General features: G+C 64.0%; 20 protein-coding genes. 7 read left to right on the top strand and 13 right to left on the bottom strand.

The window, feature by feature from the left end; all coding sequences use genetic code 11:
- Positions 1-77: 77 nt before the first annotated feature.
- Together A3M3_RS27030 and A3M3_RS0114805 are read right to left on the bottom strand one after the other, a co-directional pair.
- A complete protein-coding gene (locus tag A3M3_RS27030) occupies positions 78-620 on the bottom strand; it encodes a hypothetical protein (protein WP_051423206.1) in 543 nt (180 codons plus the stop codon).
- A 100-nt stretch (positions 621-720) separates the two neighbouring features.
- Complete coding sequence (locus A3M3_RS0114805; RefSeq protein ID WP_028266977.1) at positions 721-1,638, bottom strand: LysR substrate-binding domain-containing protein; 918 nt, start codon at positions 1,636-1,638, stop codon at positions 721-723.
- A 107-nt stretch (positions 1,639-1,745) separates the two neighbouring features.
- Here A3M3_RS0114805 and A3M3_RS25320 point away from each other — a divergent pair, with 107 nt between their 5' ends.
- Genes A3M3_RS25320 through A3M3_RS0114780 form a run of 5 tightly spaced genes read left to right on the top strand, consistent with a single transcriptional unit; the run spans position 1,746 to position 7,195 of the window.
- Positions 1,746-2,990 (top strand): CaiB/BaiF CoA transferase family protein, encoded by a 1,245-nt coding sequence (locus A3M3_RS25320; RefSeq protein WP_081736820.1) that lies wholly within the window; start codon positions 1,746-1,748, stop codon positions 2,988-2,990.
- A gap of 55 nt (positions 2,991-3,045) precedes the next feature.
- Positions 3,046-4,251, top strand: coding sequence for an acyl-CoA dehydrogenase family protein (locus A3M3_RS0114795; protein WP_028266976.1), 1,206 nt, complete (start codon positions 3,046-3,048; stop codon positions 4,249-4,251).
- A gap of 44 nt (positions 4,252-4,295) precedes the next feature.
- Entirely contained in the window at positions 4,296-5,519 is a 1,224-nt protein-coding gene (locus A3M3_RS0114790; RefSeq protein ID WP_028266975.1) for a thiolase family protein, read from the top strand.
- Positions 5,519-6,325, top strand: a complete 807-nt coding sequence (locus A3M3_RS0114785; protein ID WP_231497271.1) for an enoyl-CoA hydratase/isomerase family protein — start codon at positions 5,519-5,521, stop codon at positions 6,323-6,325. The genes A3M3_RS0114790 and A3M3_RS0114785 overlap by 1 nt, the downstream gene beginning before the upstream one ends.
- Positions 6,326-7,195 (top strand): 3-hydroxyacyl-CoA dehydrogenase family protein, encoded by an 870-nt coding sequence (locus A3M3_RS0114780; protein ID WP_028266973.1) that lies wholly within the window; start codon positions 6,326-6,328, stop codon positions 7,193-7,195.
- An 18-nt stretch (positions 7,196-7,213) separates the two neighbouring features.
- Here the strand turns inward: A3M3_RS0114780 and A3M3_RS0114775 are convergent, their stop codons facing one another.
- The 8 genes from A3M3_RS0114775 to A3M3_RS0114745 all read right to left on the bottom strand — a co-directional run bounded on the left by A3M3_RS0114775 (position 7,214) and on the right by A3M3_RS0114745 (position 15,342).
- Positions 7,214-8,812 (bottom strand): FUSC family protein, encoded by a 1,599-nt coding sequence (locus A3M3_RS0114775; RefSeq protein WP_028266972.1) that lies wholly within the window; start codon positions 8,810-8,812, stop codon positions 7,214-7,216.
- 89 nt (positions 8,813-8,901) lie between these two features.
- Positions 8,902-9,750: an NAD(P)-dependent oxidoreductase gene (locus A3M3_RS25315; protein ID WP_081736818.1), complete on the bottom strand. Its 849-nt coding sequence runs from the start codon at positions 9,748-9,750 to the stop codon at positions 8,902-8,904.
- 40 nt (positions 9,751-9,790) lie between these two features.
- Complete coding sequence (locus A3M3_RS28565) at positions 9,791-9,952, bottom strand: carboxymuconolactone decarboxylase family protein (protein WP_197023254.1); 162 nt, start codon at positions 9,950-9,952, stop codon at positions 9,791-9,793.
- A gap of 231 nt (positions 9,953-10,183) precedes the next feature.
- Positions 10,184-10,357 carry a hypothetical protein gene (locus tag A3M3_RS28980; RefSeq protein ID WP_155854383.1) on the bottom strand — a complete coding sequence of 58 codons (174 nt, stop codon included), beginning with the start codon at positions 10,355-10,357 and terminating at the stop codon, positions 10,184-10,186.
- Positions 10,358-10,491: 134 nt separating this feature from the next.
- The gene (locus tag A3M3_RS0114760; protein ID WP_035741829.1) at positions 10,492-11,247 is read right to left on the bottom strand and encodes an SDR family NAD(P)-dependent oxidoreductase; all 756 of its coding nucleotides are present in this window, start codon (positions 11,245-11,247) and stop codon (positions 10,492-10,494) included.
- Positions 11,247-12,626 carry an NAD-dependent succinate-semialdehyde dehydrogenase gene (locus tag A3M3_RS0114755; RefSeq protein ID WP_028266970.1) on the bottom strand — a complete coding sequence of 460 codons (1,380 nt, stop codon included), beginning with the start codon at positions 12,624-12,626 and terminating at the stop codon, positions 11,247-11,249. The genes A3M3_RS0114760 and A3M3_RS0114755 overlap by 1 nt, the downstream gene beginning before the upstream one ends.
- Before the next feature lie 112 nt (positions 12,627-12,738).
- Positions 12,739-14,364, bottom strand: a complete 1,626-nt coding sequence (locus A3M3_RS0114750) for a flavin-containing monooxygenase (protein ID WP_028266969.1) — start codon at positions 14,362-14,364, stop codon at positions 12,739-12,741.
- Between the two features lie 42 nt (positions 14,365-14,406).
- Positions 14,407-15,342, bottom strand: a complete 936-nt coding sequence (locus A3M3_RS0114745) for an alpha/beta hydrolase (RefSeq protein ID WP_028266968.1) — start codon at positions 15,340-15,342, stop codon at positions 14,407-14,409.
- Between the two features lie 214 nt (positions 15,343-15,556).
- On the opposite strand from A3M3_RS0114745, the gene A3M3_RS0114740 reads away from it, so the two are divergent.
- Both A3M3_RS0114740 and A3M3_RS0114735 read left to right on the top strand, forming a co-directional pair.
- Positions 15,557-16,615, top strand: coding sequence for an alcohol dehydrogenase (locus A3M3_RS0114740; protein WP_028266967.1), 1,059 nt, complete (start codon positions 15,557-15,559; stop codon positions 16,613-16,615).
- Between the two features lie 7 nt (positions 16,616-16,622).
- A complete protein-coding gene (locus A3M3_RS0114735; protein WP_028266966.1) occupies positions 16,623-18,446 on the top strand; it encodes a helix-turn-helix domain-containing protein in 1,824 nt (607 codons plus the stop codon).
- Here the strand turns inward: A3M3_RS0114735 and A3M3_RS25305 are convergent, their stop codons facing one another.
- The 3 genes from A3M3_RS25305 to A3M3_RS0114720 all read right to left on the bottom strand — a co-directional run bounded on the left by A3M3_RS25305 (position 18,447) and on the right by A3M3_RS0114720 (position 21,129).
- The gene (locus tag A3M3_RS25305) at positions 18,447-19,562 is read right to left on the bottom strand and encodes an AI-2E family transporter (RefSeq protein ID WP_051423205.1); all 1,116 of its coding nucleotides are present in this window, start codon (positions 19,560-19,562) and stop codon (positions 18,447-18,449) included. It lies immediately after the preceding gene.
- A 91-nt stretch (positions 19,563-19,653) separates the two neighbouring features.
- Positions 19,654-20,823, bottom strand: a complete 1,170-nt coding sequence (locus A3M3_RS25300) for a carboxylate-amine ligase (RefSeq protein WP_081736817.1) — start codon at positions 20,821-20,823, stop codon at positions 19,654-19,656.
- Positions 20,824-20,922: 99 nt separating this feature from the next.
- The gene (locus A3M3_RS0114720) at positions 20,923-21,129 is read right to left on the bottom strand and encodes a hypothetical protein (protein WP_035741826.1); all 207 of its coding nucleotides are present in this window, start codon (positions 21,127-21,129) and stop codon (positions 20,923-20,925) included.
- Positions 21,130-21,427: the final 298 nt, after the last annotated feature.

Raw genomic sequence — 21,427 nt, 5'->3', positions numbered from 1 at the left:
ATGGCCACCAACGCCGGAGCAAGCCGCCAAGGCGAGCATCAAGCCCGCGGATGCAAACCCAACCAACGTACGCCGAATCACAACACCGCTCCCGACATCGGCATGCCGCTCACACTGTGAACAGGCAAAGCAACCGATCTTCTCGTCACGGCTGCAGATAGGCGGTGGTCCAGCTCCGTGGTGCGCTCGTAGCTCTGCCCGTAGGCGGACAGGCTCGTGGTTTTGAATTTGTCGGTGGCCGACGCCGGGGGCCGGATAGTAGCGGTGTAGCCGGCCTTGCAGATGGTCGAGTCGATATTGTCCTCGCTGACGGCCGGGTCGATTGCTCCGGGCGTACAGCCCGGGTCGGGGAGGACATCTCCTGCGGCGGCGTCAACCACCCGGGCGGCGCATTGTCCCGGCGCCAGGTTCTCATCCACGGCAACGGCACCGGGCGAATGGATCTGCCTGACACCGCTCTCCTGAGCAGAGGGCGGTGGCGCCGGCAGGGCGAATGCCGTTGATCCGTGGCCGCCGATGCCCAACGTGGCAACCGGACCGGAGCAGGCGGTACCCAGCGTCAGCAGCGCAGCGGCGGGGAGGAGGATTATGGCGAGAGTGCGGAATCGGAGGGTCTTCATGGTCCTTCCTTTGTACGGTGAAACCTCTCGCCAGCCATACAGACATGCCGGGAGCCGCCTCCCAACTTGGCGGCGGCCTTGCTTCCGTGCCGACTGCTGTCTATTCCTCCGGGACCGCTTCTTGAGGAGGGCCGGGCCAGACTCGTTCAGCAAGCGCAAGAACGGGGGGTAACGCCGGGTTGTCCGAGGTCCCGCGCCACGCCATCCGGAGATAGATCGGCAGAGTTTCGTCGACCACCCGGAGGAAGTGCACATGCGGATCGGTCACGTTCCCGGCCACGGAGGAAACCGTCAGAGAACATCCCACCTCGGCCCCAACCAGCGCCATGGCGGTCCACGAATCGGGAGCCCTCTGGACGATGTCCGGATCGAACCCGGCGCCCAGGCTGAGCCTGCGCAAACGATCGCCCAGTACGGAGCCCTCGTGCGGGGGCAATGCCACGAACGGCTCTCCGGCAAGATCAGCAACACGTACCTCCTCTTTCGAGGCGAGTCGATGGGACGCCGGGACAGCCATCACAAGGTGTTCCTCCACGATGATGCGGGACTGGACGCCCGCGGGCACAAAATCCCACCGGCCGAGGCTGACGTCCACATCGCCCCGGAGTACCCTCGCAAGGGCCGGGAGCGCGAAATCCTGGCTGTTAAGCAGGAATTCAATTCCCGGATACACCCTCCGCACTTCTCGGGCGAGCATACCCACCAGGACGTGGGTCGATGCGCCGGCATAAGCGAGTTTGACCGTGCCTAGCTCTCCCCGACCAGCTGCCAAGACGCCGGCTTTGGCGCGCTGCGTTGCGGCCAGGATCTCCCTGGCGGGCGCAAGCAACGCCGCGCCCGCCGCCGTCAATCGGACGCTGCGTGTACTCCGGAGAAAGAGGTCTGTGCCGAGGTCCCTCTCGAGTTGCCGCACCATCCGGCTAACCGGGGGCTGTGCGAGGTGGAGCCGCTCAGCCGCCCGACCGAAATGCAGTTCCTCCGCCACAGCGAGGAACACCCGAAGTTGTTGAATTTCCATGGAGTAATTCTTTCAGATTACGCAATAATCCAACAGTCAATAAGTATTGGACGCACTGTAATCCTCGGTGGGATAGTGAAAATGATTTCTCCCACGGAAGAGGACCCATGACATCGCAGAGCAACGCAGCTCCCCTTGCCTCGGGGGTAGCCGAAAACCGCCACACCGAAGGCTCCCGCCGCGACCCTTTCGGCCGCAACTCCAGCGGGCCTTTGGCCGGAATCGTCGTCGCCGATTTCAGCAGGGTGCTGGCCGGACCCTACTGCACGATGCTCCTGGCAGACATGGGCGCCACAGTAATCAAGGTCGAGAGCCCGTCCGGAGACGAAACACGTGCGTGGAAACCACCCGTATTCGAAGGCCAATCGACGTACTACCTCTCGATCAACCGCAACAAGCGCTCCATCGCGCTGGACTTCGGTGACCCCGGCGACGCCGAGACCGCACGCACCATTGCCGAAAGCGCCGACGTCGTCGTCGAGAACTTCAAGCCCGGCGGGCTTGACCGCTTCGGCCTGGACTACGCGTCCATTAAGGAGCGCAACCCCGCCGTCATCTATGCGTCCATCACGGGTTTCGGCTCCGCCGGCGGGGCGGCTCTGCCCGGCTACGATCTGCTCGTCCAAGCAATGTCCGGACTCATGAGCCTCACCGGCGACCCGGATTTCCCCGCCTACCGATCCGGAGTCGCAGTCTTCGACGTCATCACCGGACTCCATGCCGCCATCGGCGTACTCTCCGCGTTGCATGAGCGCAGTCAGAGCGGCCGTGGCCAGCGCGTTGAAATGAATCTCATGTCCTCGGCCCTCTCAGGCATGGTCAACCAGACGGCAGGCTTCCTGCTTAGCGGGAACGTGCCTACCCGCATGGGGAACGAGCATCCCAGCATCTATCCCTACGAGCCCCTCCCCACCGCAGAGGGTGAGATTGTGCTTGCCATCGGCAACGACCGGCAATTCCGGACCCTTTGCGAAGTACTTGGCGCGCACGGGCTGGCCGAGGACCCCCGGTTCTCCACAGCGCCGGACCGAAGCCTCAACCGTGCGGCACTGCGCCCCATCCTGCAGGAGCTGCTGGCAGCCCGGACCGCTGCCGCCTGGTTCGATACCTTCACCGAGGCACGGTTGCCGTGTGCGCCGATCAACGACGTCCGCGGCGGAATCGACTTCGCGCGGCGCCTCGGGCTGGAACCGGTGGTGGAAGTTGGACTCGGCAAAGACGCCCTCCCGGGGGTCCGCAACCCGATCACCTTCTCGGCAACGCCCGCCAGCTACGATCTTGCGCCACCCGGCATCGACGCCGACCGTGGAGACGTCTTGGAGTGGCTGCGTTCGCAGGAACCGCGACCCTAGCCCCCCGTCGCAAACATCCAACACCCTGTCCACATATCGACCCAAAGGACCCGTCATGACCACCACTACACCCGCTCGCGGCGCTGCCATGTCCGACTACTTCAATCTCGACGACGAGCTGACCCCTGAGGAGGTGTCCATTCGCGATAAGGTGCGTGAGTTCGCCGAACAGCGGGTCTTGCCGATCATCAACGGGTACTGGGAAAGAGCGGAGTTCCCCGAGGAACTGCTGCCCCCGCTGGCCGAGCTTGGCATCATCGGGACAACCATCCAAGGCTACGGTTGCCCGGGAATGAGCCGGAAGGCTGCAGGGATGGTGGCCCGCGAAATGGCCCGTGGCGATGGCAGCATCAACACCTTCCTTGGCGTCCACTCCAACCTGTGCATGGGTGCGTTGAACCTGCTCGGTAGCGCCGAACAGCGGCAGCGCTGGCTGCCTGACCTGGCCCGGCTCGACAAAACAGGCGCTTTCGCCCTGACGGAACCGGATCACGGATCCGACTCGGTAGCGCTGGAAACCAGCGCCCGCCGCGACGGTGACACTTGGGTGATCAACGGCCACAAGCGCTGGATCGGCAACGGCCATGCGGCGCACGTTGTGGTGCTTTTCGCCCGCAACACGGAGGACGGCAAAGTCAACGCCTTCGTAGTTGAGAAGGACGCGAACGGCAAGCACCCGGAAGGCTACAATCCCACCGTCATCACCGGCAAGATCGGTAAGCGCGCCATCTTGCAGGCGGACATCGTCATGGACAACATGCGGATCCCCGAGGCCAACCGCTTGGAGAACTGCAGGTCCTTCGCGGACGTTTCCCGCGTCCTTCAGGCGACCCGGGGCGGCGCCGCATGGGAGGCCGTGGGCCACGCAATGGCCTGTTTCGAGATCGCCGCCGACTATGCGGCCACGCGAGTGCAATTCGGCGAGCCGATCGCCGGATACCAACTTGTCCAACACCGTCTCGCAAACATGCTCAGCGAGCTGACCGCGATGCATCTGATGTGCCATCGCATGGCGGAGCTGGCCGAGCAAGGCACGCTGACCAACGCGATGGCATCCATGGTCAAGATGGCCACTGCACAGAAGGGCAAGTGGATTTGCAACGAGGCCCGTGAACTCCTCGCCGGCAACGGTCTGCTGCTCGAGAACCACGTCGCCCGCCACATGACCGACATGGAGGTCGTCTCCACCTACGAGGGAACGGACTCCATCCAAGCACTCCTCGTAGGCCGTGACATTACAGGCATCTCGGCCTTCCGCTGATCCTTGCCGCCTGCCCACGCAACGTGACCACCAAGGAGTTTTCCATGCCCGAAGCATTCCTCATAGGCGGGGCACGCACCCCCGTCGGCCGCTACGGCGGCGCCTTGAGCTCCATCCGACCGGACGATTTGGCCGCGCTCACGGTGCGGGTCGCCGTCGAACGCGCCGGAATCGACCCTGCCCTCGTGGACGAGGTGATCCTCGGAAACGCCAACGGTGCCGGCGAGGAGAACCGCAACGTCGCCCGCATGGCCTGGCTGCTCGCCGGTTTCCCGGACACCGTCCCCGGCATCACCGTCAACCGACTGTGTGCCTCAGGTTTGAGTGCCATCATCATGGCCTCACACATGGTCAAGGCCGGTGCCGCGGACATCGTCGTCGCAGGCGGCGTGGAGTCCATGTCCCGTGCCCCCTGGGTGATGGAAAAGCCGGACAAGGCCTTCGCCAAGCCCGGAGCCGTGTTTGACACCTCCATCGGCTGGCGCTTCCCCAACCCGGCTTTCCTGTCCGGCGAACTTTCCCGCGACGGCAAGGCCAGCTACTCGATGCCTGAAACCGCCGAGGAAGTGGCCCGCGTTTACAACATCTCGCGTGAGGACTGCGATGAGTTCGCGGTCCGCTCGCACGAGCGTGCCCTCGCCGCGATCGCGGCCGGACGCTTTTCCGAGGAGATCATCCCTGTCACCGTCCCGGGCCGCAAGGGCGCCACAACGCTTGTGGACACCGACGAAGGACCCCGCCCCGGAACATCCCTCGACGTGCTCGCCGGACTGCGCCCGGTGGTCAAGGGCGGCAGCATCGTCACCGCCGGCAACTCCTCCACCCTCAACGACGGCGCCTCCGCAATCATCGTCGCCTCCGAGGCAGCGGTCGAGAAATACGGTCTGGCTCCCCGCGCCCGCATCCTCGATGGCGCCTCCGCCGGCGTCGCACAGGAAATCATGGGCATCGGCCCCGTTCCGGCCACCCGCAAAGTCCTGGATCGCGCCGGCATCGCGGTAGGCGACCTCGCCGCCGTCGAACTCAACGAGGCATTCGCCTCACAGGCCCTGGCCTGCATGCGCGAACTGAAACTCGAGCCGGACACGGTGAACAACGACGGCGGCGCCATCGCCCTCGGCCACCCCCTCGGCTCCTCCGGCTCCCGTCTCGTCATCACGCTGCTCGGCCGCCTTGAGCGAGAGGCCACGCAAGGCCGCAAGCTCGGACTCGCCACCATGTGCGTCGGCGTCGGACAAGGCACCGCGCTGCTGCTGGAGGGCGTCTGATGACAGAGACAATGAACGACGCCGGGACGCGCCTCGATACCGCGGGCTTCGTGACGCTGCTCGTCGAGGAACGTGCTGACCGTCTGGCGGTCCGGCTACACCGGCCCGAGGTGAAGAACGCTATCGACCAGGCAATGGTCGATGAGCTGCACACTATCTGCGCTTACCTCGAGCGCACACCGAAGATCCTGATCCTCTCCGGCACCCCCGGCGGTCCGGAGACCGGAACCAAAGCCGCCTTCGCGTCCGGCGCGGACATCGCGCAGCTGCGCGAACGCCGCCGTGACGATGCACTGGCCGGGATCAATTCCGGGGTCTTCGAGCGGATCGCGAAACTGCCCATGCCGGTGATCGCGGCATTGGACGGCCACGCCCTTGGCGGCGGGGCCGAACTCGCCTATGCGGCGGACTTCCGCATCGGCACGCCCGCGCTGCGGATGGGGAACCCGGAAACCGGGCTGGGCATCCTGGCCGCGGCTGGCGCCACCTGGCGGCTGAAGGAGCTCGTCGGGGAAGCGGTGGCCAAGCAGATGCTGCTTGCCGGCCAAGTCTTGACGGGCGAGGACTGCCTAGCGGTAGGGCTGATCACCGAACTCGTGGATCCGGAAACGCTGTTGCACGCGGCCCACGCCTTGGCAGACACCATTGCAGCGCAGGACCCCTTGGCCGTGCGCATCACCAAGGCAGTGTTCCACGCTCCGCGGGACGCCCACCCCGTCATCGATACCCTCGCCCAGGGCATGCTTTTCGAGTCCCAGGCTAAGTTCGACCGCATGCAGGCATTCCTCGACAGGAAGAAGAAGTAGATGAGCAACACAGTAATGCCAGCCGGAGTCCCGGCGCGTGTCGGCGTCCTCGGCGGCGGCCGGATGGGTGCCGGCATCGCCCACGCTTTCCTCGTCAAGGGAGCAGACGTGGTGGTGGTCGAACGCGACGACGCCTCCGCACAAGCAGGCCGGGAGCGGGTAGAAGCCTCCGCGGCGAAGTCCATCGAGCGAGACCCCCAAGGCGGCACCCTCGACGAGATGGTCTCCCGCCTCTCCGTTTCCGTGGACTACGGAGCCTTCGGGGACCGCGGGCTGGTGGTGGAGGCCGTACCGGAAGACTGGGCTTTGAAGGTGACAGCCCTCCGCAAGGTCGAGGAGCAACTCACGCCGGGCACGGTCCTGGCCTCGAACACGTCTTCCCTGTCCGTGTCCGGGCTGGCCGAGGAGCTGGAGCGGCCCCGGGACTTCATCGGTCTGCACTTCTTCAACCCGGTTCCTGCCTCTGCCCTGATCGAGGTGGTGATCGGCAAGCAGACCCGTCCTGAACTCATCGAGCAGGCGCGGAGCTGGGTCCAAGGACTGGGCAAAACCGCCGTCGTAGTCAATGATGCCCCGGGATTCGCATCGTCGCGGTTGGGCGTGGCGATCGCACTGGAAGCAATGCGCATGGTCGAGGAAGGGGTCGCAAGCCCTGAGGATATCGACAACGCCATGGTCCTCGGATACAAACACCCCACCGGCCCGCTGCGCACCACCGACATCGTGGGCCTGGACGTGCGCCTTGGCATCGCCGAGTACCTGCACAAGACACTGGGCGAACGGTTCGCACCGCCCCAGATCCTTCGCGACAAGGTGACCAGCGGGAACCTCGGCCGAAAGACCGGCAAGGGCTTCTTCGATTGGAGCTGAACCGCCCGTCGCCTGCCCTCAAAGCCAGGTTTTCGCCAGCGCCACGTATCCCTTGTCGATGACACTTTCGCCGTGTTCCTCCAGGAATGCCAGGCCCGGTTCCTCGGCGGAGGCGCGGTCGGCGACGCCGTAGTGATGCGTGAGTTCGTAGCTGAGCTCGACCCGTGCGTTGCGTCCGGCCGCGGTGTTTGCCGTGCCATCCGCAATAGAGCGTTCGACGGCGGCGATGGCGGCTTCCACGCGGGTGTACTGGGCGCGCAGGAGTCGTGCGGGGAACCGGGTGCTCGTGGCCCACGTGATGGCCAGGGCAATAACCCCTCCGATCAGCGTGCCCAGCAGCCTGTCGACGAGGAGTACCAAGGGGGAACCGCCTTGGCCGGTAGCTTCGATGGCGAGCAACGTCATGGGAGTCACGAGGATCAGCGCAAGGAAGTAGTTGAACGGGACCAGGACGTCCTGGCCGATCAGGCACACGATGATGATTCCCACGACCCACCATGGGCCCGGGTCCAGGACAATAACGAGCGCCACCACGAAAAGTCCGACGAAGGTGCCGATGGCCCGGTGGACCGCCCGCCGGGTGGTGGCAACGCGGCCGGTCCATTGATGCAGCACTAGAGCGGCCGTCAGAATTGCCCAGTAAGAGTGCCCGATGCCTGCCAGCTCGCTGGCGAGCCCGGCAAGACCGGCGGCAAGTGCGATCCGCCACGCCGTGAACCAGGCGACCGAATCCCGGCGGAGCGCATGGGTGAGCAGGAAGGGAAAGCCGGGCCGTCCGAGTAGAAGCGGGGTGTCCGGGGTTAGCTGCCGGATCCGGCCGGGAATGCCTGAGTGTTTCAGGACGCTGTCGGCCAGATCTCGATTGATGGCGAGGAGCTGGTTCTGGCGGTCGCGGTGGCCCCGGCCCTTAGTGCCCGGATGGGCGGAGTTCAAGGCCAGCCACGCACGGTTGACTGCACCGTAGGCGCTGGCCAAGATCCTGCGGGACCGCTCAGCACCGGAGAATGTGTCCGTTCCCGATTCTCCCGCTACGCCGGCGCGGTAATCTTCGACTGCCCGTCGGGCGTCGGCAATGGCTCGTTGCTCCGGGCGGTGCGGGTCGGCAACAAGGACCACCAACGTCAGGACGCAGGTGAACAGCGCTGCAAAGGCAGTGATCCCTACAATTTTCCAAGCAAGTCCCGGGTCCGCGCCGAAGTAGGTGCCGAGGACGGCGCCATAGAACAGGAGCAGAGGGCCCGGACCGCGGGTCAGCAGGAAGCCGTAGTAGGCCACCGCGGCGGCGAGGATCAGCACGACAATCACCGGAATCGTGGCCCACCGGTACGGGGCGACAAGGACGCCAAGGGTCATCGAGAGGCTCATGGTCGCGGCGATCAGCAGCCCATTGCGGACCCGGGCCCATAGCGGACGCTTGGATTCCCACAGCGCGAGCATCGAGCCGAGCAGGGAGATTGCGCCGAGTTCCGGCCCGAAAAGGAGGCAGGAGACCACCACCGTTACGGACGAAATGATGCCCGCCTGCAGGGACGGAGCGATAGTTGCCCGCGCGTCCCGCAGGGCGAATAGCTCCTCGAGGAAGGGGCGGAGGCGGTGAAGGCTTGTGCGGAGGGGCACCGGGAGGGGAATCCTTTCGTGGCGGGCGGACATAACGAGATTCGCCGACGCCCCGAATGGTCCCCCGGCGTCGTTGCAGGCCCGGTCGTTTACTTGGCCTGCGGTTTCTTTCCCATGGAGTCGAAAAGCAGGGTCGAGGAGAGGGCGTTGAAGGGCATGGCCACGTTGTGCTCGAGGCCCTTGAGGTGCGCGGCCTTCAAGTCCTTGAGCAGGACGGCCAAGGCGGTGTCCGCGGTCCACTCCGAGACGGAGTCCCAGTTCCGGGCAACCCAGCTGTCACCGGTACTGACCTTGAACAGTCTCAGCAGCTCGTCCTGCGGCAGGTTGTATTGGGCGCCGAACTTTAGTCCCTCGGCGAGGGCATTGATGTTGACACCCAGAATGAGGTTGTTGACCAGCTTCGCGGCCTGGCTGTTGCCGGGCTGGCTGCCGTAGTAGAAGACGTTTGATCCGACGGCGTCGAAGTACGGGCGGGCAGCCGTCACGCTGTCTTCCGGGCCCGAGGTCATGATTGACAGAGTGCCGGCCTGGGCCCCGGTCGCGCCTCCGCTGACGGCGGCGGCGATGAGTTTCACGCCAGCGTGTTCCTCGACCTGCTTGCCCAAGTCATTCATCGTGTCGGGGTCGAGGGTGCTCATGACGATGATGGTCACGTCCTTGGGATTGGCCGACAGCAGTCCGCCCTCGCCGAGGATGACGTCGAGGTTCTGGGCGTAGTCGCGGACCATTGACACGATCGCGTCGTCGGCCTGTTCAGCGACATCCTTCAAGGATTCGGCTACCGTGATTCCTGCGGTCTTCGCCTTCTCGCGGGATCCCGCGAAGGCGTCGTAGCCGATCACTTCAAAGCCGGCCTTGTTCAGGTTGATTGCCATGGGAAGTCCCATTGTTCCCAGTCCTACGAAACCGATTTTCTTGCTCATGATTTGATCTTTCATTGTGGTGGTTGGCGTCAGGGCTATGAAGCAGACCGTGTCCTCAGTCGGCAGCGATTTCAGTGGTCATGCCGCGCTCCGCCATGACTTCCTTGAGGAGGGTCAGGGCATTGAGGACGCGCGGGAAGCCGATGCAGGGGATGCACTGGATCAGGGCGCCGACGATCTTCTCCTTTGTCAGTCCCAGGTTGAAACCGACATTCATGTGCCGCTTCAGCTTCAGCGGCGGCCAGGTCCAGATCCTTGCAGGACTCCACCAGCTTGACGTGGTCAGTGCTCGGCGGAGACGAGTTCCATCATGCGGTCGAGGCCGCGCCGGTAGCGATCACTGGTCATGGTAGATACCTTCTAGGGTTGTAGAGGCGGGTGGTGGCGACGTTTGTTTGTGTACAAAAAAACGATACGTTGCGTAGCAATTGTAACACGAAGCGGCAGATTATTGAAGGGGCAGTGCCACAGTGAATATCTCGAGCGCGGGCAACGAAGGGCCGGCCACCATCCCGGCGACCGGCATCAGAAGCGGCGCCCGGACCGAAAGAATGATCCTGGACGCCACCCGCGAGTTGCTGGCGGAGTCCGGGTTTAGCGCCGCGACCGTCGAAGGAGTCACGACCGGAAGCGAATCTGGATCAAGGCTAGGCCAGGGAACTCCAGGCGCAGGTGCGGGTACGTCCCACGAACAAAACAGTGCTCCGCGTCCGGGACAAACAACAAAGACGCGGAGCACTGGTCGGTAACTGGTGCCTACTGGGCGATGTATCCCCCGTCAACCACCACTTCGGAGCCGGTCATGAAGGACGACTCCTCGGAGGCCAGGAACAGGACAACAGCTGAAACCTCCTCGGGCTGGCCGGGCCGCCCAAGGATGGTGGTTCCCAGCAGAGCCTTTGCGCCCTCTTCAGAGGCCAGGATGTCGTTGGTCATGGCCGTGGCTATGACGCCCGGGTGGACTGAGTTAACGCGGATCCCGAACTCCTTCAGGTCCACCGCAGCGGCCTTCGTCAGATTCCGTACGGCGCCCTTGGAGGCCTCGTAGGCCGCGGCATTGGGCGCGGCAATGATCCCGTACATCGACGAAATATTGATGATGCTCGGTGCCGCAGACTTCTGCATTGCCGGGATCACCGCCTTGCAGCCGAGGAAGGTGCCCTTGACATTGACCTCAAAGATCCGGTCCCACAAATCGTCGTCGGTGTCCTGCAGGGACTTGAACGCAAGGATGCCGGCATTGTTCACCAGCACGTCGATGCGTCCGTGGCGCTCCACGGCATGGTCCACAACGGCAGCCCAGTCCGCGGCTTTGGACACATCGTGCTGCATAAACGAAGCTGTCCCGCCCTCGGCCGCAATCAACTGGACTGTTTCCTTACCCCCGGCACCGTCAACATCCGTGACGACAACTGAAGCTCCCTGCCGTGCCAGCAGCAGGGAATGCGCCCGGCCCATGCCGGCGGCGCCGCCGGTTACTACCGCAATTTTGCCCTCTACGCGACTGGTCATCATTGTCCTTTCGGGTTACGTACCAGCTTCTTGTTGGAAAACTCATTGAAACCGTAGTTGGCCAGCTCGCGGCCAATACCGGAGGCCTTGGTGCCGCCGAAGGGCAAGTCCGGCGAACTCTTGCTGGTGCTGTTGACCCAGACCATGCCCATCTCAAGTGCCGCAGCCGCCCGATCAGCCTTCTGCTGGTCGGTGGTGAAGACACTCGATGAGAGGCCGAAGGGGGAATCGTTGGCCAGATCAATGGCCGCTTCCAAAGAATCGACGCGATAGACAACCGCGACCGGGCCGAACAGTTCCTCGCTGAAGGCACGCATTTTCGGAGTCACCCCTGCCAGCACCGTCGGAGGGTAGTAGGCGCCCGGGCCGTCCGGCCGCTTGCCGCCCAACAGCACCTCGGCCCCGTGGGAGATTGCGTCCTGGACCAGTTCGTCGAGTTCTTCGACGCCTGCGGTAGATGCCAGAGGTCCGAGCTTCGTCTCTGGGCTGGTCGGATCGCCGGGCTGCCAGCCGGCCATACCGGCGACAAATTTCTCAACGAACTGGTCGTAGACACCGTCCTCCACAAGGAAACGCTTCGACGCCGTGCAAGCCTGCCCGCCATTGGAGAGCCGGCCGACGACGCCGGCAGCGGCTGCCGCGTCGATGTCAGCGTCCTCGAGCACAATAAAGGGGTCCGAACCTCCCAGCTCCAGGACGCTCTTCTTCATGTTCCGGCCAGCGACCGCACCGACTGCGGCGCCGGCGGTTTCAGAGCCGGTCAGCGAGACACCCTGCACACGCGGATCCGCAACGGCGGCCGCAACCTGGGCCGAGGAAATGAACGCATTGGCGTAGACGCCTGCCGGCAACCCGGCCTCATTCAGGATCCGCTCGATTGCGAGTGCGGACTGCGGGCAGTTCCGGGCATGCTTGAGGATGATGGTGTTGCCCAGGGCGATATTCGGGGCAGCGAAACGCGCCACTTGGTAATACGGGTAGTTCCACGGCATGACCCCTACGAGCGGGCCGATGGGCTCGGTGCGGACGACGGCGGTGCCGGAACCCTTGATCTTGAGGAGTTCATCCGCCATGAACTCTTCCACGTTGTCCGCGTAGTACTGGTAGATGGAGGCGACCAGCGCCACTTCCCCCTTGGCCTGGGCGATCGGCTTGCCCATTTCCAGGGTGAGGAGCTTGGCGAGCTCATCGGCCTGTTCCCGGTGCAGTTCAGCCGCCCGCGTGAGGACGGCGCGGCGCTGGGCCAGCTCCGTGGTGCGCCAGGAGCGGTAGGCCGCTGCGCTGCGTCCGATCAACGCGTCCAACTCAGCGTCGGAAATCTCCTGGTACCGGGCGAACTCTTCCCCGGTTGCCGGGTCGATGGTCGTATACACACCCATGGGTGGTTCTCCTCTGTGATGAAGGCTGTGCCGAAGGCACTCTTGTGACGAAGGATGGCCGGGTGCCCCCCGTTTACGTGGGCACCCGGCCATGTCCGGATTGGTTGGCGCGTCAGGCAGCGACTTCGGCCGGTGAATTCAGTTCGAAGCCGCGGTATCCGTTGGCGGTGACGTCGTACAAGACGTTGCGGTAGTTACCCAGGCCGCCGAGGTAGAACAGCACGCTGGGTTTCTTGCCCGGGATGTTGGCGCCGAAGATCCACGAATCCACCTTGGTGAACACCGTCATGTTGGCAATCGTGGTGCAGAGTTCGGTCCATTCGAGTTCTGCTTCGGGGGTGGGCTCGATCGCGCGGATCCCGTTGTCCTTGGCGTGCCTGATCGTGTCGCTGATCCACTCAACCTGCGACTCGATGCTGGGCGGAAGGTTCGTGAAGGGACCGTTGGGGCCGAGCACCATGAACCAGTTGGGGAAGTTCGCCGTGGAGATGCCCAGGTAGCTGGTGGGCTGCCCGGCCCAATGGTCGTTGATGTTCAGGCCATTGCGGCCGCGGATCTCCATGCGTCGGTAGTTGCCGTCCACGGCGTCGAACCCGGTGGCAAAGACGAGCACGTCCAGTTCGTGCAGGACGCCATCCTCGGTCACAACGCCCTTGGGGGTGATTTCGCGGATGGGGTTCTCCTTGAGCGCGACGGCTTCCACGTTCGGCCGGTTGAAGACCTGGAAGTAGCCGTCATCGCACAACGGGCGCCGGGCGAAGAGGCCAGTCGGCGTCAGCTTGCGGGCCGTCTCCGGATCCTCGATGATCTCGCCGATCTTGTTGCGAATGAAGGATGCTGCAGTCTCGTTGGCTTCCTCGTCGGTGGCGATGTCCGCGAACGTTTCGAACATGAAACGGAAGCCACCGCCGTATTCCCACGCTTTCTCGTATACGCGCTGGCGCTCTTCTTCCGAAACGCTCATCGCGGAAACGGTGCTTTCCTCGAAGCCGAAGGCCACGCCGGAAGCCTTGACCTGGGTCCAGATCTTGTCGTAGTCGGCCTTGATCTCGTCAATCTGTTGCGAGGTCACGGGGCGCTTGCCTACCGGGACGGAGTACTGCGGGGTGCGGACGAAGACGGTCAGCTTGTCGACCACTGGTGCAAGGGCGGTGATGACCTGCTGGCCGGTGGATCCGGTGCCAATGACGCCGACCCTGCGGCCGGCGAGATCCTTGCCCTGCGGCCAGGCAGCGGTGTGGATGATCTCGCCCTCGAAAGTGTCCATACCGGGAAGTTTCGGGAGATTGATTGCGGAAAGCAGCCCGACGGCGTTGATGACGTAAGTGGCACGGTACACCGCGCCGTCGTCGGTAGTTACTTCCCAGAGGGCCTCGTCCTCCAGATAGATGGCGGACTTGACCTCGGTGCCGAAACGGAAGTGGCGGCGCAGGTCGAAGCGGTCCACAACGCCCTCAAGGTATTCGAGGATCTCCGGCTGGGTCACGTACGTGTGCTTCCAGGTGCCGTCCTGCAGCAGGTCCTTGTCAAAGGAAAAGCGGTAGACGTGGCTCTCCGTGTCGGAGAGGGCACCCGGGTAGCGGTTCCAGTACCACGTCCCGCCGGGGCCGCCCGCCTTGTCGAAGCCGATCGTGGTGAGTCCGAGCTCGTTGTGCAGCTTGTGGACGGCATAGATACCGCCGAATCCGGCGCCTATGACAACGGCGTCAATGGTGAGGGGGGTGTTCTGGTCAGACATGACGACTCCTTCGTCGTTCTCGTGCGGGGATAAGGATGGGGTTCAGCTGCGGTACCAGGCCGCGAGCTTTCCCAACTCGTCAGCGACGAGTTCGGAGCGCCCGGCCAGGAACGGGTAGACGTGCTGTTGGCCCTGCCCAATGGAGAGGGTGACATCCACGCCTGCCGCCTGCGCGCGCTCCGCCAAGCGGGTGGCGTTGTCGAGGAGTGATTCGACGCTGCCGGCCGTGACGTACAAGGCCGGGAAACCAGTGAAGTCCGCGTGCAGCGGGTTCGCCAAGGGGGTGGTGGGATCGATGGTGTCCCCGAGGACGCCGGCGATCATGCCCTCGAGTAGTCCGGGGGTGATGAGGGCGTCGGTGTCGTTGTTGGAGACGAGGGTTTCGCCCTTGTTCTCCATGTCGAGCCACGGCGAGAATGCGATGACACGGCCGGGGCCCGGTTTGCCCTGTTCCTTGAGGGCCAAGGCGATGGCGATGGCGAGGTTACCGCCGGCGGAATCACCGATCGTGGTGATGTCCTGCGGGGCAATGCCGGATGCAACGAGCGCCTCGAAGGCGGCCACGCCGTCGTCGACCTGGGCGGGGTGTTGGAACTCGGGGGCGCGGCGGTAGTCAAGCACGAAGCTGACGGAGCCGAGCGCCTTGGCAACGTGGGCGGCGAGCTTGCGGTGGCTTGACGCCGAGCCGACGGCGAATCCGCCGCCGTGCGTGTACAGGAGCACCTTGCTCTTGTCCGCGCCTGCCGGCAGGCACCAGATGCCCGGAACTCCGCCGACGGTGTCCTCGCGGTACGTGACGTCCTCGGGTTCGACGGTCGGCTGGTGCCACTCGTCAAAAATGGAACGGAACAGGCGCATGGTCAGATCGGGGGTCGTGGCCATGATCTGCGACCAATCCGCATAGAGTTCGCGCAGCTTGTCCTGCGTATCGACATCGGTGGAAGTGACCGCGGACTGCTCGGCGATATTGGTGGTCATCGTGGGTGCCTCCTTTGGCTCCAGCTTGGCTTAGGTCAAACGTAGGCCTGTGTTCCAGACCACAAGTGTTCCAATGTGAAACACCCGGGGCGCCTCAGCTGATTGATACCCGATTGCCCGGCAATCGACGTCGGATTTGGTATTGGAAGCGTCGTCAATAGTCGGACATGATGAGGGGATAGCCTGATTGCCACAATGAACGAGGTGCTTCACCATGCATGCATTCGCCGTCCTCCCCGATGACGCCACGATCCATGACCTGGACATTCCGACGCCGAGCCCCCATGGCCGCCAAGTACTCCTGAAAGTCACGCGGGCCGGGGTCTGCCACACAGACACCCACCTTCGGGCTGGCGGATACGACTTGGGCAGCCGCGGGCTGATGAGCATGAAAGACCGCGGCATCGAGTACCCGATGGTCCTTGGCCACGAAGTGGTCGGAGTCGTCGCGGAGGTAGGTGACGGCGTCGAATCTGTCCGGGCGGGCGACGTGCGCCTGATCTACCCGTGGATCGGTTGCGGCGAATGCCGCCAATGCCGGGAAGGACATGACAACCGCTGCGCCGCCGGACGGAACCTCGGCGTGGCCCGGCACGGCGGCTATGCCGAGTACATTCTCGTGCCGGACGAGAAGTACCTCGTTGACATCGACGGCATCGACCCCAGTTGGGCTGCCACCCTGGCCTGTTCCGGCCTCACCGCTCACAGCGCCGTGGATAAGGTTCTCCCCCTTGAACCAGAGGAGCCGGTGGTCATTTTCGGTGCCGGGGGCCTCGGCCTCACCGCCATCGCCATCCTTAGGGCCCGCGGCCACCGCAACATCTGCGTCGTGGATGTCTCCGATCGGAACCTCTCCCTGGCCCGGGACATGGGTGCCTCAAGCACTGTCCTCTCCGGTCCAGGCATCGGATCCAAAGAGATACGTGAAGCGGCCGGCGGATCCCCCAGCGCTGTGGTCGATTTCGTCAACAACGGCGTTACAGCGTCGGCCGCCTTCGATATCCTGGCGAAGGCGGGAACCATGATCCAGGTGGGACTGTTCGGTGGCGAAGTCACCATTCCCACTGCCATGCTGGCCCTGCGCATGATCCGCATTGAGGGCAGCTTCGTAGGTACGCTCGCCCAGCTGCAGGATCTGGTCGGTATTGCCCGGCGCGGCGAGTTGCCCCATATCCCTGTCGACGAGCGTGCGCTCTCCGCTGCGGAGGTAGCCCGGGCCTTGGACGATCTGACGGCTGGCGGCATTGCTGGACGCATCGTTCTGACTGCTTGACAATTAGATGGTGTCAGACCTGTCGCGCCGCGAGGACGAACTACGGAATGCCCGCGAGCGGCTCATCACCCAGGGCCTTGTCCGGGCTTCCTTTCCCGCTTCCCTCGTGGCCGAGGAGATCGAACAAAGCTGGCGTCGCTCCGTCTCACATCGGGTGGATCCCGGTGCCGGACCCCATATCCTGGGTGAGATCGATCCGGACAGTGCCATTCTTCGTGCGGCCGGCCGGATCCTGGACCAGTGGCAGACGAACCTGACCGACTCGCGATTGGCCCTGTTCCTGGCCGATGAGGATGGCCGCATTGTGTCGCGCCGTATTGTGGACGCCCAGGATGCACGGACACTCGACCGCGCAAACGCCGCGGAAGGTTTCGATTTTTCCGAACAGGCCCTCGGCACGAATGGCCTCGGAACGCCCATCGAGGCGCGCGGAGTTGTCTTCATCCGCGGAAACGAACATTTCAATGACGCCCTTGCGCAGCTCGCGTGCGCCGGTGCACCCATCAAGCATCCCATCACCGGCAGGATCGTGGGTTCGCTCTCCATCGCTTCCCACGTGGACTCCGCCAGCCCTTTGATGGTGGCCATGGCGCGGCAGGCGGGGCATGAAATCGCCGAAGCGCTCGAGCTCATGGCCGATTCCCGGAACCTTGAACTAGCGCGTACCTACCGGCAGTTCCGTTCCTCCAAGCACCCGGTCCTGGTCATGAACTCGGAAACTGTCATGACGGACTTGCCCGCCCTCGCCCACTTTGATGCCGAGTCCCACGCTTATTTATGGGAGACGCTTCGCCTCCACCGCTGGGACCAAGACAAGCTGCACATCGAGTTGCCCATTCTCGGCACCGAGGCCATCGTGAAGCGCCTTGGCCGGCCCGGCCAGGATGCGATCTTCGCTCTGGAATTCATGGAACCGGGCGGAAATGCGGCAGCCGAGCAGCTCGCCGTCGTCCATCATCCGAAAAGGGCTTCCACGCCCAGTCTCCGCGAGACGCTCAACAGCCTGGTCGCCCAGCGGGCGCACACAACCCCCTACGGGACTGTCCAGAGGCAGCTTTCCGCTGCCGCCGCCGTCGACGGCCTCCTCCACGTCGTGGGAGAACCCGGTGCCGGGAAGCGCTACCAGACGTCACGGTGGTTACGGCAACACACGGGACAGGAGCCTGCGGTCTTCACCGCCAGCGATCTCGCTCTGGACGATGATGTTTGGGTCAATGCGGACGCCGCACTGCAGGAGGGCCGCGGGATTGTGGTCATTGGCGGAAACAACCTCGACGCCGGACTGCGCAGCCGCCTTGAAGACTTCGCGAAACTCCCGCGCCCCGCAACCCATCCCGGGGCAAGGGTCATCCTCACCGAACGCACGGGCGAGGACCACACGGCCGCCGCCGTTCCGGTAGCCGTACGCGTCCCCTCGCTCGCAGAACTGCGCAACGAACTGCCCGACGTCGTTCGTGAAGTCGCCGCCGACCTCTTCCCCGGCGTGCCGGCACCCCGGTTCTCCCCCGCTGCGCTACAAGCCCTCCTGGCCTGGCGGTGGCCAGGCAATGCGGGCGAACTGGCGCGGTTGCTCGGCACCTTGCAGAAGACGACAGGCGGCGGCCTGATTCAAACCAAAGACCTACCGGTGGCCATGCTCCAGGCCTCCTGGTCCACGCTGGGCCGTTACGAGCAGTCAGGGCGCGAAGCGATCGTCGCTGCCCTGCGGGATGCCGAGGGGAACAAGTCCCGCGCGGCGGAAATCCTCGGCATCGGCCGCACCACCCTGTACCGCAAGATGCGTGCGCTGAAGATTGACGACGAGGAACGGATGATGGCTCCCGGGGCTTGATCAGGCCGCAGTGCCGTCCGCGGGGAAGGTCCCGGCGGACGCCGCTTCTCCTCGCCCGGTCCACGTCTTGATGGCCGTCCAGCCAACGGCGGCGGTCGGTACCGCCAGCAACGCACCGATAACGCCTGCGAGCATGGTGCCGATGGCCAGGGCCAGCAAAATGGCCAGCCCATGGATATTCAGGACTTTGCCCATCAAGACCGGTTGCAGGAAGTGGTGCTCCAGCTGGTTGGCCGCAATGAGGACAGCGAGGACGATGAGGGACGTCACCGGACCGTTGGAGATCAGGGCGACCCCGACGGCCAGGGTCCCGGCCGCGGTGGAACCAACAATGGGAATGAAGCCGCCGATAAACACGAATACGCCCAGAGGCAGGGCCAGCGGAACACCGAGGATAGCCAGGACTGTTCCGATGATCAGGCCGTTCACCACCGCAATGAGAGCCGTGCCGCGGACGTAGCCTCCCAGGACGGCGGCACTTCGCTCTGCAGCCAAATGGGCCTTGGCCCGATGGCTGGCCGGGAGGAATCCGAAGAGGAATGTCCGGATCTTCTCGCCGTCTTTGAGGAAGAAGAACAGAATCACCGCCATGAGAACCAGGCCAGCCAGAATCTCCCCGACAGTACGCGCCCCGGTAAGGGCTTCGGCACCGAAACTACTGCTCGTGAAGAAGCGCTGGATGGAATCACCCAAGGACCGGAGCTGCTCGTCGCTGACTTTGAAGGGGCCGTAATTCAGGAATTGGTGCAGTTGATCAATGCCGGCGGTGAATTTCGCGGCAAGTTCCTTGGATTGCTCCCTGATAAGAAAGACGATTCCGGTGATGACCCCGCCGAAGACTGCGAGGATCCCCACGAAAGACGCCGCAACTGCCAGGGCCTTCGGCCAGCGGCGGCCGGTCAGCCAACGCACAAGAGGTGAAATTGCCGAAGCAAGAATGAGCGCGATCATGACGGGGATCATGACGAGCGGCACCCTGGTCATACCCCAGAGAATCACCCATGCCAGCGTGATGACCAGGAGCGCCTGCCCTGAACGGATCCCGGCGCGGCCGAGGCCGTCGGACCAGATCGCCGACGTGGTGCGTTTGTCCGGGAAATTGTTGCCTTCAGTCAATGGATCCCTTCCTGGCCTTGATTCCGGCAGTGATTGCCTCACCGTAGCGCATGAGGAACGATCTGCGCTTGATCACGTAACCAGACGACGGTTACCCCACTAAGAGGGCGACAGTTCCCGCCTCTGAGGTGAGGTATGCCTTCCCGGCGGGCTGGTGATCAGCAGGGACGAGATGCGTAACGCCTGTCGCATACGCGACCACCCCGGCGAGGGTGCCGGTGCGTTCGTGGGCTTGCCGCTGCCGGGCGGCTCCCGTGCCTTGGCCGAGGATCCTTTGCAATCCCTCCTTGGCGTAGGGCGCGTCCCCGGTATCTTCCAGGGAATCGCGCACGTGGGCGTAGAGCGCGCCGAGGACATGGCTCGCAGCGAGGGGCTTGCGGGTTTTCGGATCGAGCAGCTCCCCGTCCAGGCCGAACCGGCTCGCGCGCCAGGTAGCTTGCCGAAGGACAGCTGCAGAAACCATGTCCGGCCGCCGCCCCTCTTTCCAGTCCCTGGCGGCCGTATCCACCAAGGCACGCACCAATGCCGCAATCAGAACGGCATCCCGGGAATCAAGGCAAACATCGGAGACGCGGATCTCGACAGTTGGGTGTCGGGCGGACAGCCGAGCATCGAAATCCGGACTCATGACCACCCCGGTCCCCGACAGTTCCGCCACCAGCGATTGATAGGCCCGGGCAGACCCGAAGACCTCCGTAGGACCGGCGCTTGACCATCGATTCCAGGCTTGGGTTCGGAAACTGGCGTAACCGCTGTCGGCCCCGTTCCAGAACGGGGAATTCGAGCTCAGCGCGGTCAGGGTCGGAAGCCAGGACCTGATCCGGTCCAAGACTGCGACGCCTTCCTCATCCGAATCGACGGAAACATGGACGTGATATCCGCATGTCAGCTGCTCCCGAGCCGTCAGGGCAAACTTTTCCAGGAGCGCGTCGTAGCGCTCCGTGGCGGTTGCGTGGGGAGTGACCGGCAGCGGTGAGGTACCGAGGGCGGCAATTCGTGCGCCCACCTTCCAAGCGAGCGAATCGGCGTAAAGGCGTCCCGCGCGTATTTCAGCGGCGAGTGCCCCCAGACTGCTGTGCGGAGAGGTGATGACTTCAAGTTGCTCCTGCTGAAGCTCCACCGCCATCGTCGGGCGAAAAGACGGAGCCTCCCCCTTGGGCCCGGCATCATGAAGGCGCAACACATCTCCCGCCAGAGGCACGGGGCTGCCGTTGTCAGGATCCACGATCAGAAATTCTTCTTCAACACCAAAAGTACGCACTTGCCAAGTGTGGGCCACAAAAGCTGCCCCCAAGAACCACAAGGCGCAGCGCCGCCCGACATCTCACGCTGATTGGTCAGTTCCGAAGAGGCGCCACCGCTATTGACTTGCCGGCGTCACGACGTCTTCCAGCATTGACCTGTCGAAGAACCGGATCTCGCCCGTTGACTGGAAGAACACCGGAACCACCGAAGTGTTAGCGTCCTTGGAGGTTTCGTAGATCTCCGGCGCGCTGCCGTGTTTTCGCGCAATGGTTCCCACTAGCTCGGTGCCGCGAACCCGGACGGTTCGATATTTGTAGCTCATCTGGACCCCTATCGTCAGCCAAGGCAAACGCTACTCCGTACCCAGGCCATGAGGTACGCAGTAGCGTAGTGAAAGCGCTCGAGTCGGCCCAGTTCGGCCAGGGGATTCCTTCGATACAGACCCCGGGGACGACGGCGAGGGGCGTGGTCGTCGCCGTCCGGGACCGATAACCGACCACAAAACGACAGGCTGCAGAGCCATTTCCACGTGGTCGGCGAAAGCCATCGCTGCAATCCACGGGATCCTTGCTCCAGAGCAAACCAGCTGCCGTAATGGTCCTACAGTTGTTGCGGGTGCA

The organism is Arthrobacter sp. MA-N2, from assembly GCF_000517125.1.
Lineage (GTDB): Bacteria > Actinomycetota > Actinomycetes > Actinomycetales > Micrococcaceae > Arthrobacter > Arthrobacter methylotrophus.
This window is presented reverse-complemented; position numbering and strand designations above follow the sequence as displayed.